Origin of the sequence: Streptomyces sp. NBC_00250, from assembly GCF_036192275.1 — a bacterium.
In the GTDB taxonomy this organism is placed as follows: Bacteria; Actinomycetota; Actinomycetes; order Streptomycetales; family Streptomycetaceae; genus Streptomyces.
The window spans coordinates 3,818,296-3,832,711 of the sequence record NZ_CP108088.1 but is presented as its reverse complement, the minus strand read 5'-3'; the positions used below and the strand labels follow the sequence as shown (position 1 = coordinate 3,832,711).

Annotated in this window: 13 protein-coding genes; 9 read left to right on the top strand and 4 right to left on the bottom strand. The window is 72.9% G+C overall.

Translation table 11 applies throughout. From position 1 onward, the window contains the following. Positions 1-36: 36 nt before the first annotated feature. Positions 37-1,395 (top strand): phosphoglucosamine mutase, encoded by a 1,359-nt coding sequence (gene glmM, locus OG259_RS17030; RefSeq protein WP_328943061.1) that lies wholly within the window; start codon positions 37-39, stop codon positions 1,393-1,395. 94 nt (positions 1,396-1,489) lie between these two features. On the opposite strand, the gene OG259_RS17025 is transcribed toward glmM, so the two are convergent. Continuing rightward, entirely contained in the window at positions 1,490-2,440 is a 951-nt protein-coding gene (locus tag OG259_RS17025; RefSeq protein ID WP_328943060.1) for a DUF389 domain-containing protein, read from the bottom strand. Between the two features lie 18 nt (positions 2,441-2,458). Beyond that, positions 2,459-3,427 carry a type I pantothenate kinase gene (coaA, locus tag OG259_RS17020; RefSeq protein WP_328943059.1) on the bottom strand — a complete coding sequence of 323 codons (969 nt, stop codon included), beginning with the start codon at positions 3,425-3,427 and terminating at the stop codon, positions 2,459-2,461. A gap of 183 nt (positions 3,428-3,610) precedes the next feature. Here coaA and OG259_RS17015 point away from each other — a divergent pair, with 183 nt between their 5' ends. Genes OG259_RS17015 through OG259_RS17005 form a run of 3 tightly spaced genes read left to right on the top strand, consistent with a single transcriptional unit; the run spans position 3,611 to position 6,660 of the window. Continuing rightward, the gene (locus tag OG259_RS17015) at positions 3,611-4,366 is read left to right on the top strand and encodes a hypothetical protein (RefSeq protein ID WP_328943058.1); all 756 of its coding nucleotides are present in this window, start codon (positions 3,611-3,613) and stop codon (positions 4,364-4,366) included. 39 nt (positions 4,367-4,405) lie between these two features. Then, positions 4,406-6,253: a glutamine--fructose-6-phosphate transaminase (isomerizing) gene (gene glmS, locus OG259_RS17010; protein WP_328943057.1), complete on the top strand. Its 1,848-nt coding sequence runs from the start codon at positions 4,406-4,408 to the stop codon at positions 6,251-6,253. A 38-nt stretch (positions 6,254-6,291) separates the two neighbouring features. After that, a complete protein-coding gene (locus tag OG259_RS17005; RefSeq protein WP_328943056.1) occupies positions 6,292-6,660 on the top strand; it encodes a holo-ACP synthase in 369 nt (122 codons plus the stop codon). 108 nt (positions 6,661-6,768) lie between these two features. On the opposite strand, the gene OG259_RS17000 is transcribed toward OG259_RS17005, so the two are convergent. Next, positions 6,769-8,244 carry a YncE family protein gene (locus OG259_RS17000; protein ID WP_328943055.1) on the bottom strand — a complete coding sequence of 492 codons (1,476 nt, stop codon included), beginning with the start codon at positions 8,242-8,244 and terminating at the stop codon, positions 6,769-6,771. After that, positions 8,241-8,798, bottom strand: coding sequence for a hypothetical protein (locus OG259_RS16995; RefSeq protein ID WP_328943054.1), 558 nt, complete (start codon positions 8,796-8,798; stop codon positions 8,241-8,243). Before OG259_RS16995 ends, OG259_RS17000 begins: the two co-directional genes overlap by 4 nt. 116 nt (positions 8,799-8,914) lie before the next feature. On the opposite strand from OG259_RS16995, the gene OG259_RS16990 reads away from it, so the two are divergent. The 5 genes from OG259_RS16990 (at position 8,915) to tsaE (ending at position 14,334) form a co-directional block, all read left to right on the top strand. Continuing rightward, positions 8,915-10,363: an NAD(P)H-hydrate dehydratase gene (locus tag OG259_RS16990; protein WP_328943053.1), complete on the top strand. Its 1,449-nt coding sequence runs from the start codon at positions 8,915-8,917 to the stop codon at positions 10,361-10,363. A gap of 262 nt (positions 10,364-10,625) precedes the next feature. Further along, positions 10,626-11,453: a L,D-transpeptidase family protein gene (locus OG259_RS16985; protein WP_443052131.1), complete on the top strand. Its 828-nt coding sequence runs from the start codon at positions 10,626-10,628 to the stop codon at positions 11,451-11,453. 20 nt (positions 11,454-11,473) lie between these two features. Further along, positions 11,474-12,622, top strand: a complete 1,149-nt coding sequence (gene alr / locus OG259_RS16980) for an alanine racemase (protein ID WP_328943051.1) — start codon at positions 11,474-11,476, stop codon at positions 12,620-12,622. Positions 12,623-12,632: 10 nt separating this feature from the next. Then, complete coding sequence (locus OG259_RS16975) at positions 12,633-13,823, top strand: alpha/beta fold hydrolase (RefSeq protein ID WP_328943050.1); 1,191 nt, start codon at positions 12,633-12,635, stop codon at positions 13,821-13,823. Positions 13,824-13,833: 10 nt separating this feature from the next. After that, positions 13,834-14,334: a tRNA (adenosine(37)-N6)-threonylcarbamoyltransferase complex ATPase subunit type 1 TsaE gene (tsaE, locus tag OG259_RS16970; protein ID WP_266895490.1), complete on the top strand. Its 501-nt coding sequence runs from the start codon at positions 13,834-13,836 to the stop codon at positions 14,332-14,334. Positions 14,335-14,416: the final 82 nt, after the last annotated feature.

Sequence of the window (14,416 nt, the reverse complement as noted above, 5' to 3'; positions counted from 1 at the left end):
TCATCAGCTTGGGCACGTATTTCTCGGAGGACAGCTGTGGGACGACTCTTCGGCACGGACGGCGTACGCGGTGTGGCCAACGCGGACCTGACGGCGGAGCTCGCGCTCGGCCTGTCGGTCGCGGCGGCGCACGTGCTCGCCGAGGCGGGCACCTTCGAGGGCCATCGGCCGACCGCCGTGGTCGGGCGTGACCCCCGCGCGTCCGGAGAGTTCCTCGAAGCCGCCGTCGTGGCGGGGCTCGCCAGCGCCGGTGTCGACGTCCTGCGCGTCGGCGTGCTCCCCACCCCGGCCGTGGCCCACCTCACCGGCGTCCTCGGCGCCGACCTCGGCGTGATGCTCTCCGCCAGCCACAACGCCATGCCCGACAACGGCATCAAGTTCTTCGCGCGCGGTGGCCACAAGCTCGCCGACGACCTCGAGGACAAGATCGAGTCCGTCTACGAGGAGCACCGCACCGGCGCCCCCTGGGAGCGCCCGACCGGTGCCGGCGTCGGCCGCGTCCGTGACTACGACGAGGGCTTCGAGACCTATGTGTCCCACCTCATGGCCGTCCTCCCCAACCGTCTCGAAGGTCTGAAGGTCGTCCTCGACGAGGCCCACGGCGCCGCCGCCCGTGTCTCGCCCGAGGCCTTCACCCGGGCCGGCGCCCAGGTCGTCACCATCGGCGCCGAGCCGGACGGCCTCAACATCAACGACGGCTGCGGCTCCACCCACCTCGGGCTGCTCAAGGCCGCCGTCGTCGAGCACGGCGCCGACCTGGGCATCGCCCACGACGGCGACGCCGACCGCTGCCTCGCGGTGGACGCCGCGGGCAACGAGGTCGACGGCGACCAGATCCTCGCCGTGCTCGCCCTCGCCATGCGCGAGTCCGGCGCCCTGCGCGGGGACACCGTCGTCGCGACGGTCATGTCCAACCTGGGCTTCAAGCTCGCCATGGAGCGCGAGGGCCTGAACCTCGTCCAGACGGCGGTCGGCGACCGCTACGTCCTGGAGTCCATGAAGGAGCACGGCTTCGCGCTCGGCGGCGAGCAGTCCGGGCACGTCATCGTGCTCGACCACGCCACCACCGGCGACGGCACCCTCACCGGTCTCATGCTGGCCGCCCGGGTCGCCGCCACCGGCAAGTCGCTCGCGGACCTGGCCGGCGTGATGGAGCGGCTGCCGCAGATCCTCATCAACGTCCCCGACGTCGACAAGTCCCGGGTGAAGACCTCCGGCGACCTCGCCGCCGCGGTCACCGCCGCCGAGACGGAGCTCGGCTCCACCGGCCGCGTCCTGCTGCGCCCCTCCGGCACCGAGCCGCTGGTCCGCGTCATGGTCGAGGCCGCCGACATCGAGCAGGCGCGCGCGGTGGCGCAGCGCCTCGCGGACGTCGTGAAGTCGGCGCTGGGCTAGTCTTTCTGAGGCACCGTCATGCTTGCGCGGGAGGCCCCGCCGTACCGGATTCCGGTACGGCGGGGCCTCTTCCGTGTACGGGGCCCTTCCGGAGTCAGCCGCGCCGCAGGCGCCGCTTCAGGCGCCCGCGCTGGGTCCGCCACAGTCGCTGCTGGAGGGCCAGGGTCGCCGTGCCCGCCAGGATGATGCCCAGCAGGTTGAGCAGCAGCTGCCAGATCGATCCCCACATCTGGCCGACCTCGCCGTAGCTGAGCGCCACCGCCGCGTTCGCCGCCGCCGGGACCGTGGTCACCGAGATCGCGACACCCACCAGGGCGCCCGACTTGGACGAGGTGAGGGAGAGGGTTCCGGCCGCGCCCGCCAGCAGCGCCACCACGAAGGAGAACAGGTCCGGCTGCCAGATGAAGCTGGTCTGCGGGCGCGCCGCGTCCAGCATGTCCTTGCTGAACTGGTTCAGCAAGGTCATGACCAGGCTGAACAGGGTCGTCGCCAGGATCGCCGTCACGAAGCCGATGAGCAGCGCGGTCAGGGACCGTGCCGCCAGTCGAGGGGCCCGCTGCACGATCGCCGTGCACACGCCGGCGAGCGGGCCGAACTCCGGGCCGACCGCCATGGCGCCCACGATCAGGATCGCGTTGTCCAGGACGACACCGCAGGCCGCGATCATCGTCGCCAGGCCCATGAAGGAGAGATAGGTGAAGGAGAGCGTCGACTCCTCGTGGGTCGCCTCCGCCAGCTGCTCCCAGATCACGGCGTCCGCGCCCTCGCCCGGCGCGTCCTCCTCCGCCGCGTCCGCCCGGGTGGACATCGACAGGTCGATGGACTCCACCGCGATCGACCCGTCCTGATCGATCCTCATCTCGCGCAGTCCGTGCAGCAGTTCGTCGGCCGACTCACGCGCCATGTCGCACATGACCACGTCGCCGGCGGGGTCCCTGGCCACGCCGGGCAGCACCACGAGATGCGTGGTCCCGACCGTCGACTCGATCAGTTCCACCGCAGCCGTGGTGCGGTCCGACGGGACGATCATGCGCAGATGCAACATCCCCCGAGCTTACGGAGCTCAGAGCTTGCGGAGGCTCAGCCGCTGCACCTTGTGGTCCGGGCCCTTGCGGACGACGAGCGTCGCCCGGCCGCGGGTCGGGGCCACGTTCTCCAGGAGATTCACCTTGTTGATGGTCCGCCACATGGTGCGGGCGTAGTCGAGGGCCTCGTCCTCGGAGACCTGGGTGTAGCGCTGGAAGTACGAGGAGGGGTTCTGGAAGGCGGTGTCGCGGAGCTTGCGGAAGCGGTTGAGGTACCAGCGCTCGATGTCCTCCGCGCGCGCGTCCACGTACACCGAGAAGTCGAAGTAGTCGGCGAGGCCGACGCGGGTGCGGCCGTCCTTGCCGGGGAGGGCCGGCTGGAGGACGTTCAGCCCCTCCACGATGAGGATGTCGGGGCGGCGGACGACGAGCCGCTCGCCGGGCACGCGGTCGTAGATGAGGTGCGAGTAGACCGGGGCCGTGACCTCCTCCTTCCCCGCCTTGATGTCCGCGACGAACCGGGTCAGGGCCCGGCGGTCGTACGACTCGGGGAAGCCCTTGCGGGACATGAGTCCGCGGGCCTTCAGCTCCTCCATCGGGTAGAGGAAGGCGTCCGTGGTGACCAGCTCCACGCGCGGGTGCTCCGGCCAGCGGGCGAGGAGGGCCTGGAGGAGGCGGGAGACCGTCGACTTGCCGACGGCGACCGAACCGGCGACCCCTATGACGAAGGGCGTGCCGCGCTGCTCCGCGCTCTCGCCGAGGAAGGTGTTGAGGGCGCCGCGCAGACCGCTGGTGGCGTTCACGTACAGGTTGAGCAGCCTGGACAGGGGCAGGTAGATGTCCCGTACCTCGTCGAGGTCGATGACGTCCCCGAGCCCGCGGAGCCGCTCGACCTCCTCGGCGGTGAGGGGCAGCGGCGTCTTGTCGCGCAGGGCGCTCCACTCGGCCCGGGTGAGGTCGACGTAGGGAGTCGCCCCGTTGGCGCTTCGTGGCGGCGAAGTGATCACCCCGCCATTGTCGGGGGTCGAAGGGGTTCGTGGGCCGTGGGGTCGGTCACGCGCCCCAGGCGTTGTCGGACCGCTGCTCTAGGGTGATCCTTCTGATGCCGCGTGGGCTTCCGTCCTTCACGCGGGGGGAGCCGCCTCCGGGCGGCGCGAAGTGATCACGAAGAGAACAGAGAGCCACCACCCATGCGTACGTCCCTGAGAAGCGCCGCGGTCGCCGCCACCGCCGTCTCCTTCGCCCTGCTCGTCTCCGCCTGCGGTGGCGGGGAGAAGAGCGGCGACAAGGGCGGGGCCACCGGTGCGCCCAGCGCCTCCGCCACGAGCGCGCCCGCCGCCGAGACGCTGTCCGCCGCCGAGCTGGAGAAGGCGATCGTCGAGCAGGCCGATCTCAAGGGCTACCAGGTGCAGAAGGCCAAGCCCGCGGACATCCTCGCGGCCGACGCCGTCTCCACCGACAAGCCCGCCTGCAAGCCGATCGCCGACGGCATGTCGTCCATCGCCATCGGCAAGCCGGCGGCGAGCGCGCAGCGCAAGGCCATCGAGATGCCGAAGACCGAAGGGACGGCCTCGCCGGAGGAGGCCCTCGGGGCGCTGGCCGCCCCGGTGACGGGCGTGACGCTCGGCGCGTACGAGGGTCAGGGCGCCCAGGAGGCCTTCGCCTCGCTGAAGACGGCGGGCACCGACTGCGCGGGCGGCTTCACGCTGCTCGGCGGTGGCGAGAAGACGAAGATCGTCAAGATCGCGCCCGAGACCGCGTCCGCCGGCGACGAGGCGCTCGCCTGGACGATCACCACCGACGTGGACGGGAAGCCGTTCCTCACCAAGCTGGTCGTCTTCCGCAAGGGCAACACCCTGGCCTCGTTCCACACCCTCAGCTTCGGCGGCGCCGTCAAGGCGCTGCCGCAGGCCATCATCGACGCGCAGGCCGCCAAGCTGTCCTGACTCCGGCCCTCCGGGCACCTTCCGCCGTAGGCTGCCGCCATGTGCGGAATCGTGGGATACGTCGGCGGGCAGTCGGCGCTTGATGTGGTCGTCGCGGGCCTCAAGAGGCTCGAATACCGGGGCTACGACTCGGCCGGTGTCGCGGTGCTCTCCGACGGAGGGCTGGCCGCGGCCAAGAAGGCGGGCAAGCTCGTCAACCTGGAGAAGGAGCTCGTGGACCGGCCGCTGGTCGGCGGGTCCGTGGGCATCGGACACACCCGCTGGGCCACCCACGGCGGCCCGACGGATGCCAACGCGCACCCGCATCTGGACAACGCCGGGCGGGTCGCCGTCGTCCACAACGGCATCATCGAGAACTTCGCCGCCCTGCGCGAGGAGCTCGCCGAGCGCGGCCACGACCTGGTCTCCGAGACGGACACCGAGGTCGTGGCCCACCTGCTCGCCGAGGAGTTCTCCTCCGCCGGGGACCTCGCGGAGGCCATGCGGCTCGTGTGCCGACGACTCGACGGGGCGTTCACCCTGGTCGCCGTGCACGCCGACCAGCCGGACGTGGTCGTCGGCGCCCGCCGGAACTCGCCGCTCGTCGTCGGTGTCGGCGAGGGCGAGAACTTCCTCGCCTCCGACGTGTCCGCCTTCATCGCCCACACCCGTTCGGCGATCGAACTCGGCCAGGACCAGGTCGTCGAGCTGACCAGGGACGGCGTCACCGTCACCGACTTCGACGGGGTGCCCGCCGACGTACGGGCCTTCCACGTGGACTGGGACGCCTCGGCCGCCGAGAAGGGCGGCTACGACTACTTCATGCTCAAGGAGATCGCCGAGCAGCCCAAGGCCGTCGCCGACACCCTCCTCGGCCGGATCGACGGCTCCGGCCGGCTCAGCCTCGACGAGGTGCGCATCCCCGATGCCGTGCTCCGCGAGGCCGACAAGGTCGTCATCATCGCCTGCGGCACCGCCTTCCACGCCGGGCTCATCGCCAAGTACGCCATCGAGCACTGGACCCGGATCCCCTGCGAGGTCGAGCTCGCCAGCGAGTTCCGCTACCGCGACCCGATCCTCAACCAGCGCACCCTGGTCGTCGCGATCTCCCAGTCCGGCGAGACCATGGACACCCTGATGGCGCTCCGGCACGCCCGTGAGCAGGGCGCGAAGGTCCTCGCCGTCTGCAACACGAACGGGTCGACGATTCCGCGTGAGTCCGACGCCGTGCTGTACACCCACGCCGGGCCCGAGGTCGCCGTCGCCTCCACCAAGGCCTTCCTGACGCAGCTGGTGGCCTGCTACCTCCTCGCGCTCTACCTCGGGCAGGTACGCGGCACCAAGTGGGGCGACGAGATCCACGCCGTCGTCCGCGAGCTGGCCAGGATCGGCGACGAGGTCGAGCGCGTCCTGGAGACCATGGAGCCCGTCCGGGCCCTCGCCCGCTCCCTCGCCCACAAGAACACCGTCCTCTTCCTCGGCCGGCACGTCGGCTATCCGGTCGCCCTCGAAGGCGCCCTGAAGCTCAAGGAACTCGCGTACATGCACGCCGAGGGCTTCGCGGCCGGTGAGCTGAAGCACGGGCCGATCGCGCTCATCGAGGAGGACCTGCCGGTCGTCGTCGTGGTCCCCTCGCCCAAGGGCCGCTCCGTCCTCCACGACAAGATCGTCTCCAACATCCAGGAGATCCGGGCCCGCGGAGCCCGGACCATCGTGATCGCGGAGGAGGGCGACGAGGCCGTCGTCCCGTACGCCGACCACCTCGTCCGCATCCCGGCCACGCCTACGCTGCTCCAGCCGCTGGTCTCCACGGTGCCGCTCCAGGTCTTCGCCTGCGAGCTGGCCACCGCGCGGGGCAACGAGGTGGACCAGCCGCGCAACCTGGCAAAGTCCGTGACCGTGGAGTGAGTGTGTCCAGATGAGCGTGAATCGGTGAGTGTGAACAGATGATCATTGGGGTGGGGATCGACGTGGCGGAGATCGACCGGTTCGCCGCGTCGATCGAAAGGACGCCGGGGCTCCTCCAGCGCCTCTTCGTCGAACGGGAGCTGCTGCTCCCCAGCGGCGAGCGGCGTGGGCCCGCCTCCCTCGCGGTGCGGTTCGCCGCGAAGGAGGCCCTCGCCAAGGCGCTCGGTGCGCCGGGCGGGCTGCACTGGACGGACGCCGAGGTGTACGTCGAGGGCACCGGTCAGCCGCGGCTGCGGGTGAGCGGGACCGTGGCGGCGCGGGCGGAGGAGCTGGGCGTGAAGCACTGGCACGTGTCGCTGAGCCATGACGCGGGGGTGGCATCCGCGGTGGTGATCGCGGAGGCGTGAGCCGCCGCAGTCGTACGGACCACGGGCCCGGCCGTTAGGAACGGTCGGGCCCGTGGTCGTGTGCGCGCGACTGCCAGGGCCGGCGTCGGGTGTGAGTGCCGCGCGCGTCTAGGGGGTGGTGGCCGCTTCCGCCTGTGCCGCGCGGCGGCGGGTCAGGACCAGGGCCGTGCCGCCCAGGGCGGCGAGGCTCGCCGCGGTGAGGGCGAGGGGGAGGGTGCGGCTGCCGGTGGCGGCGAGGCCGCCGGTGGGGCTGGTGCCGTCGGTGGTGATCGGGCCGGTGCCGGTGCCTCCCGGGCTGTCGCCGTCGCCGGTGGTGCCTCCCGAGGTGGGGGCCGGCGACGTCGAGTCCGGCGAAGCCGGGTCCGTCGGGGTCGGGGCGGTCGTCGCCGGTGCGACGGACGTCGAGGTGGGTGTGGGTGTCGGTGACGTGTCCGTCGGGCTCGGAGCCGGGTCCGTCGGCTCCTGGGTCGGGGGCACCGGCGTGGTCGTGGTCGCGGTGGGTGTCGGGTCCGTCGGTCCCGTGGTCGGGCTCGTCGGCTCCTGGGTCGGTGTCGGCTCCGGCGGCGTCGGGGTCTTCCGTACCGTCTGGGTCACCGCGCCGCCCGCCACCGTGAAGAGCGTGTGGTCCGTCGGGTCCAGGGCCAGTGCCGCCGGGCGTTCGCCCGTCGCGACGGTCTCCGTCACCGTGCCCGATCCCGGGTCGACGACCGCTACGGACGAGGCGCCGGTCCGGGCCGCGTACAGGGTCGTGGTCCCCGGGTCGTACGCGAGGGCCTTCGGGTTGCCGTCGACGGCGAGGCTGCCGGTGACCTTCAGTTCGGCCAGGTCGACGACCGAGACCGTACCGGCGGCGAGGTTGGCCACGTATCCCGTGCGGTCGGCGGGGTCGACGGTGACTCCCATGCTGCCGAGGGCGGTCGTGCCCAGGCTGACGGTGCCGGTGAGGCGGCCGGTGGTGCCGTCGACGGCGTTGAGGATGTTCCGGTAGACGACGGAGCCGTTCTCGACGGCGCCGCCGACGTAGGTCGCGTACCCCGTGTGGCCGGTGGGGTCCACGGCGAGTCCGGCCGGGTGGAAGGGGAGGACGACGGGCGCGCCGACGGCCGTACCGGTCCCGGTGTCGTAGACGGTGACGGATCTGGCGGCCTGGTTGCCGACGTACAGCCGTCCCTGCCCCGGGTCGGCGGCGAGGAGGCTCACGCTGCCCTCGACGGGCAGCCGGTGGTCGGCGACGGTGCGGCTCGCGGTGTCGTAGACGGCGATGCGGGTGGACAGGCCGAGGTAGAGGGTGCCGGGGGCGCCGAGGGCCATCACCGTGGCCGGGGCCGGGAGTTCGACCGGGTCTCCGACCGGGGCGCCGGTGGCCGTGTCGTACACCGTGAGGCGGTGGGCCGTGCCGTCGCTGCTGCTGACGTACAGCCGGTCCGTGACCGGGTCGACCTCGGCGTCCAGGGCGCTGCCGGTGGCCGGGGTGATCGTGCGCAGGTTCTCGTGGAACGGAGCGGGGGGCGGGGTGGTGGCCCGCACGGCCGCCGTGCCCGTGAGGGCGAGCACGGCGGCCGTCGTCAGGAGGGCGGTTCTCACTGGAAGGTCACCGGCACGTACACGTCGTACTTCCGGTCGGAGCTGTCGAAGTGGTCCGCGCGGGTGACGATCGCGCAGGTCACACCCGACTGGCCGCAGGTGACGGTGTCGGAGAGCTTCGCCTTGACGTGGATCTGGACGGAGAAGGAGCCGAGGCCGCCGGACTCCGTGAACGGGGAGGAGTTCGACGGGGACATCCAGTACCAGTCGCTGTTCACCCAGTGGGAGGCGCCGGTCGTGCCGGTCTCGTCCTGGCCGCCGAGGCAGGGGGTGGGCTTGCTGTTCCAGGTGCTGGGGTCGGCGGTGTTCACCCCCGCGGGTATCGCACAGAGGCCCACGTAGACCCCCTGGTCGGGGTTGTAGCCGGAGCCGGTCACGGTGACGTTGGTGCCGGCGGCGGAGGCGGTGTTCGGGGCGGTGAGGGAGAGGTTGTAGGTGCGGGTGCCGTCGGTGACGGTGCGGTTCGCGGTGGCGGCGGAGGCCGTGGAGGCGAGGCCGAGGGTGAGGGCGGCGGCGGAGGCGAGGGTGAGGGCGGAGCGGGTGACGGTGCGCATGGCGAAGAGGGCCTTCCCGAGCGGTTACTTAGGTAAGGCAAACCTAAGTTGATCGATGAGGGGGCGTCAACCCACGCCCCCGAGCGGGGGCTTGGGGACTGCGGCAGACTGCGACCATGCGTACCGCTTACCGCGTGGAGACCGTACGGGCCGCCGAGACCGCCCTCATGGCCCGTCTGCCCGAAGGCGCGCTCATGCAGCGCGCCGCCGCCGGACTCGCCACCGCCTGCTTCTCCCTCCTCGGGAAGGGACGGGTGTACGGCGCCAGGGTCGTCCTCCTCGTCGGCAGCGGCGACAACGGCGGCGACGCCCTCTACGCCGGAGCCCGGCTCGCCCGGCGCGGCGCCGGAGTCACCGCCGTCCTGCTCGGCGACCGCGCCCACGAGGGCGGGCTCGCGGCGCTGCGGGCGGCGGGAGGCCGCGTCGAGGCCGACGACCCGTTCGAACCGCTCGCCACCGCCGACCTCGTCCTCGACGGCATCACCGGCATCGGCGGGCGCGGCGGGCTCCGGCCCGCCGCCGTGCCCGTCGCCCGGGCCGCACGCGGCTCCGACGCCGTCGTCGTCGCCGTCGACCTGCCCAGCGGCGTCGACGCGGACACGGGGGAGGTGGCGGGCGAGGCGCTGCGGGCGGACGTGACGGTGACCTTCGGGACGTACAAGCCCGGACTGCTCGTCGACCCGGCCCGGTCGTACGCGGGCGCGCTGCGGCTCGTCGACATCGGGCTCGGCGACGAACTGCCGGGCGTGCCCGACCTGGAGGCGCTCCAGCACCAGGACGTGGCGCGGCTGCTGCCCGTACCGGGCGCCGAGAGCGACAAGTACCGGCGCGGGGTGCTGGGGGTGGTGGCCGGATCCGCGCGGTATCCGGGGGCGGCGGTCCTCGCCGTCGAGGGTGCGCTGCGGGGCGGGGCCGGGGCGGTGCGGTACGTCGGACCCGCGGCCGACGCCGTGATCGCGCGGCACCCGGAGACGCTCGTCCACGCGGGGCCGCCGGACCGCGCCGGGCGGGTGCAGGCCTGGGTGGTCGGGCCCGGCCTCGGCGACGACCCGGGCGTCGCGGAGGTCCTCGCCTCGGACGTGCCGGTGCTCGTGGACGCGGACGGGCTGCGGGGCCTCGACCCTTCGCTCGTACGGGCCCGCAGCGCGCCGACCCTGCTCACCCCGCACGCGGGGGAGGCGGCGGCGCTGCTGGGCGCCTCCCGGGAGGAAGTCGAGGCGGGACGGCTCGCCGCCGTACGGGAACTGGCGGGGCGGTTCGGGGCGACGGTGCTGCTCAAGGGCTCGACGACGCTGGTGTGCGGGGCGGGGCCGGAGGGTGGCGCGGTGCGGGTGAACCCGACGGGGACGGGGTGGCTGGCGACCGCGGGAAGCGGCGACGTCCTGTCGGGGCTCGCGGGGTCGCTGCTCGCGGCGGGGCTGCGCCCGGTGGACGCGGCGTCGTGCGCGGCGTACCTGCACGGGCTGGCGGCGCGGCGGGTGTCGGAGGGGCGGGGGCCGGTCACGGCGGGGGAGGTGGCGGGGGCGTTGGGTGGTGCGTGGCGGGATGTGACGGCGGGGCCGTAGGGGCGGCCCGGATTCCCCTGACCCCACCTGACCCCAGCTCGCCCCACCTCATCCCACCTCATCCCACCTCGCCCCGTCCCTTCGGACAACCGTGCCGGGGCGGGATCCGCCATGCGGCCGCGCCCCGGGTCTCGTCCACGGCCCCGCCCCGTCACCACCCCCACTCGGCCCAACCCGTTGCCCCGCCCGCCTCTCTCGGCGCGCTGCCTCGTCCGCTCGGGGATTGGGTGGGTGGGTGATCAGACGGAGAAGGCGTTGCGTGTTGTTGTCGTTGCTTCTTGTGGGCCTGCTCGCTCCCGGGGCCGGGGCGTTCGCCGAGGTGCCCGAGCCGTCCGGGGACGTGCTCGTGCCGGGTGTCGTCGGAGGTGGGCGGCCCGAGTACCCGATGGATACGCCCGATCAGGTGCTGCCACCCCTGCAGCCCGAGGGTGACGTGCCCGTGCCCGCGCCCGAGGGGGATGCCGACGAGTCGATCGAGTACATGCCCCGGAGCGTCGTGGGCGCCTCCTGCACCGCTGCCGCCGGGACCCATCAGCGGAAGGTCGAGCGGCTGCTCAAGCTGAAGGTCGACGGCAGGCAGTCCGCCGCCGACTGCCGGGCCATCCGCGCCTTCCAGGTCCGGGAGAAGATCAAGCCCGCCAACGGGTACGCCGGGCCCGTCACCTGGGCGCGGGCCGAACTGCTCGCCGCCCGGAAGAACCTCGACCCGGGGCGGCGCTGTCCCGTGAAGAAGTACGCCGTGGCCTGCGTCGATCTCGATCGGCAGCTCATGTGGGTCCGGAAGGACAAGAAGGTCACCTTCCCCGTCGTCACCATGCGGAGTGGCCGGGCGGGGTATGCGACCCGTACCGGGTGGCACTCCGTCTACTGGCGTCACAAGGACCACTGGTCCTCCATCTACAACACCCCCATGCCCTACTCCCAGTTCTTCAGCGGCGGTCAGGCCTTCCACGCCGTCTACGGGCAGCTCGCCACGCCCACCGGCAGCCGCGGCTGCGTCAATCTCGGCTACGCCCACGCCCGGAAACTCTGGGACGTCCTGCGCAAGGGTGACCGGGTCTACATCTGGGGAAAGCGGCCCGGCAGCTGACACCTGAGAGACTGGGCGCGATGACTGAGACACCGCCGCCCCGCAGAGCCCGCGCCGAGATCGACCTCGGTGCGCTGCGTGCGAACGTCCGCACGCTGCGCGCCCGCGTCGCCCCCCACGTCCGGATCATGGCCGTGGTCAAGGCCGACGCGTACGGACACGGCGCGGTGCGCTGTGCCCGCGCCGCGCTGGACGCGGGCGCGGACTGGCTCGGCACGGCCACCCCGCACGAGGCGCTCGCGCTGCGGGCCGCCGGGATCACGGACGTTCCCGTCATGTGCTGGCTCTGGACCCCCGGCGACCCCTGGGACCAGGGCATCGAGGCCGGTCTCGACATGGCCGTGAGCGGGATGTGGGCCCTGGAGGAGGTCGTCGAGGCGGCCAGGAGGACCGGCGGCACCGCGCGCGTACAGCTCAAGGCCGACACCGGCCTCGGGCGCAACGGCTGCCAGCCCGCCGACTGGCCGGAGCTCGTCGGGGCGGCGCTCAAGGCCGAGGCCGACGGGCTCGTCAAGGTCACCGGGCTCTGGTCGCACTTCGCGTGCGCCGACGAGCCCCACCACCCCTCCATCGCCGCCCAGCTCGACGTCTTCCGCTCGATGCTCGACCACGCCGAGAAGGCCGGCGTCCGGCCCGAGGTCCGGCACATCGCCAACTCGCCGGCCACCCTCACTCTCCCCGAGGCCCACTTCGACCTGGTCCGTCCCGGTATCGCCATGTACGGCATTTCGCCGAGCCCCGAGCTCGGCACCTCCGCCGAGCTGGGGCTCCGGCCGGTGATGTCGCTCAAGGCGAGCGTCGCCCTCGTGAAGCGGGTCCCGGCCGGGCACGGCGTCAGCTACGGCCACCACTACGTCACCGGCGCGGAGACGACCCTCGGTCTCGTCCCGCTCGGCTACGCCGACGGCGTTCCCCGGCACGCCTCGGGCCGCGGCCCCGTCCTCGTCGACGGCACCGTCCGCACCGTCGCCGGGCGGGTCGCCATGGACCAGTTCGTCGTCGACCTGGGCGGGGACGTCCCCGCGCCGGGCACCGAGGCCGTGCTCTTCGGGCCCGGCGACCGGGGCGAACCGACCGCCGAGGACTGGGCGGTGGCCGCCGACACCATCGCGTACGAGATCGTCACCCGGATCGGCGCGCGCGTCCCGCGCGTGTACCTGGGCGAATAGAGGGGGGCCCATGGGCGAGTCCAGCAGCACCGGTACCTGGCGGCGCGCCGGATTCGCCGGAGCCGCGATAGGTGTCCTCGCGGCCGGAGCCGCCGCCGGGGTCGCCGTCGAGCGGCTCACCGTGGGCCGTTCCGTACGGCAGAAGGCGCGGCTCGCCCTCGACGCCACCGACCCGTACGGCGGGCTGCGCGGGACCCCCGGCCGGGCCCTCGCCGACGACTCGACCGTCCTGTACTACGAGGTCGACGAGGTCGAGGACGACGCTCCGCCCGCCCGCCGGCGCCGGCTCTTCGGGCGCAAGGAACCCGCCCCCGTCACCGTCGTCTTCAGCCACGGCTACTGCCTCAACCAGGATTCCTGGCACTTCCAGCGGGCCGCGCTGCGCGGTCTCGTCCGTACCGTCCACTGGGACCAGCGCAGTCACGGCCGGTCGGGTCAGGGCGTCGCCCAGGCCGGCTCCGACGGGGTGCCCGTCAGCATCGACCGGCTGGGCCGCGACCTCAAGGCCGTCCTCGACGTCGCCGCCCCCGAGGGGCCGCTCGTCCTGGTCGGGCATTCGATGGGCGGCATGACGGTCATGGCGCTCGCGGACCGGTACCCGGAGTTCGTCCGTGACCGGGTCGTCGGCGTCGCGTTCGTCGGCACCTCCGCCGGAAACCTCGCCGAGGTGTCGTACGGGCTGCCGATCGCCGGCGTCAACGCCGTCCGGCGGGTCCTGCCGGGGGTCCTCCGGGCGCTCGGCTCCCAGGCGGAGCTGGTCGAGCGCGGCCGCCGGGCGACGGCGGACCTGTTCGCCGGGCTGATCAAGAAGTACTCGTTCGCGTCGAAGGACGTGGACCCGGCGGTCGCCCGCTTCGCCGAGCGGATGATCGAGTCGACCCCGATCGACGTGGTCGCCGCCTTCTACCCGGCCTTCGCCGAGCACGACATGGCCGCCGCCCTGCCCGTCTTCCGCGACATGCCGGTGCTCGCGCTCGCCGGGGACAACGACCTGGTGACGCCCAGCTCCCACACCGAGGCCATCGCCGATCTGCTCCCGGACGCGGAGCTGGTCATCGTCCCGGACGCCGGCCATCTGGTGATGCTGGAGCATCCGGAGGCGGTCACCGACCGCCTCGCCGATCTGCTCGTCCGGGCGGGGGCCGTCCCGGAGGCGGCGGCGGCGACCGTCACGGCGAAGCCGGAGACCCGCAACGGCTAAGTTGGCGGGTATGGAAGCAGCGCACCCGCCCGTCTCCGGCGCGACCCTCTCCGTCGACTCCCCCCAGCAGATGCAGGAGCTCGGCCGTCGCCTCGCGAAGATCCTCCGTCCCGGCGACCTCGTCATGCTCACCGGTGAGCTCGGCGCCGGGAAGACCACCCTCACCCGGGGCCTCGGCGAGGGCCTCGGCGTGCGCGGCGCCGTCACCTCCCCGACCTTCGTCATCGCCCGCGTCCACCCGTCCCTGGTCGGCGGCCCGGCCCTGGTGCACGTCGACGCGTACCGCCTGGGCGGCGGTCTCGACGAGATGGAGGACCTCGACCTGGACGTGTCACTGCCCGAGTCGGTGGTGGTCGTCGAGTGGGGTGACGGCAAGGTCGAGGAGCTGACCGACGACCGGTTGCACCTGCTGATCCACCGGGTGACCGGCGACACGGACGACGACCGGCGCTCGGTCGTGCTGCGCGGGATCGGCTCGCGCTGGGCGGACGAGGACCTGGGCGCGCTCTGAGGCCGTGCTCCCGGCGTGCTCCGAGGGCGTGCTCCGACCGGCCGTACGCGGGGCCGCCCGGACGTACGTAGTTTCCGACAAC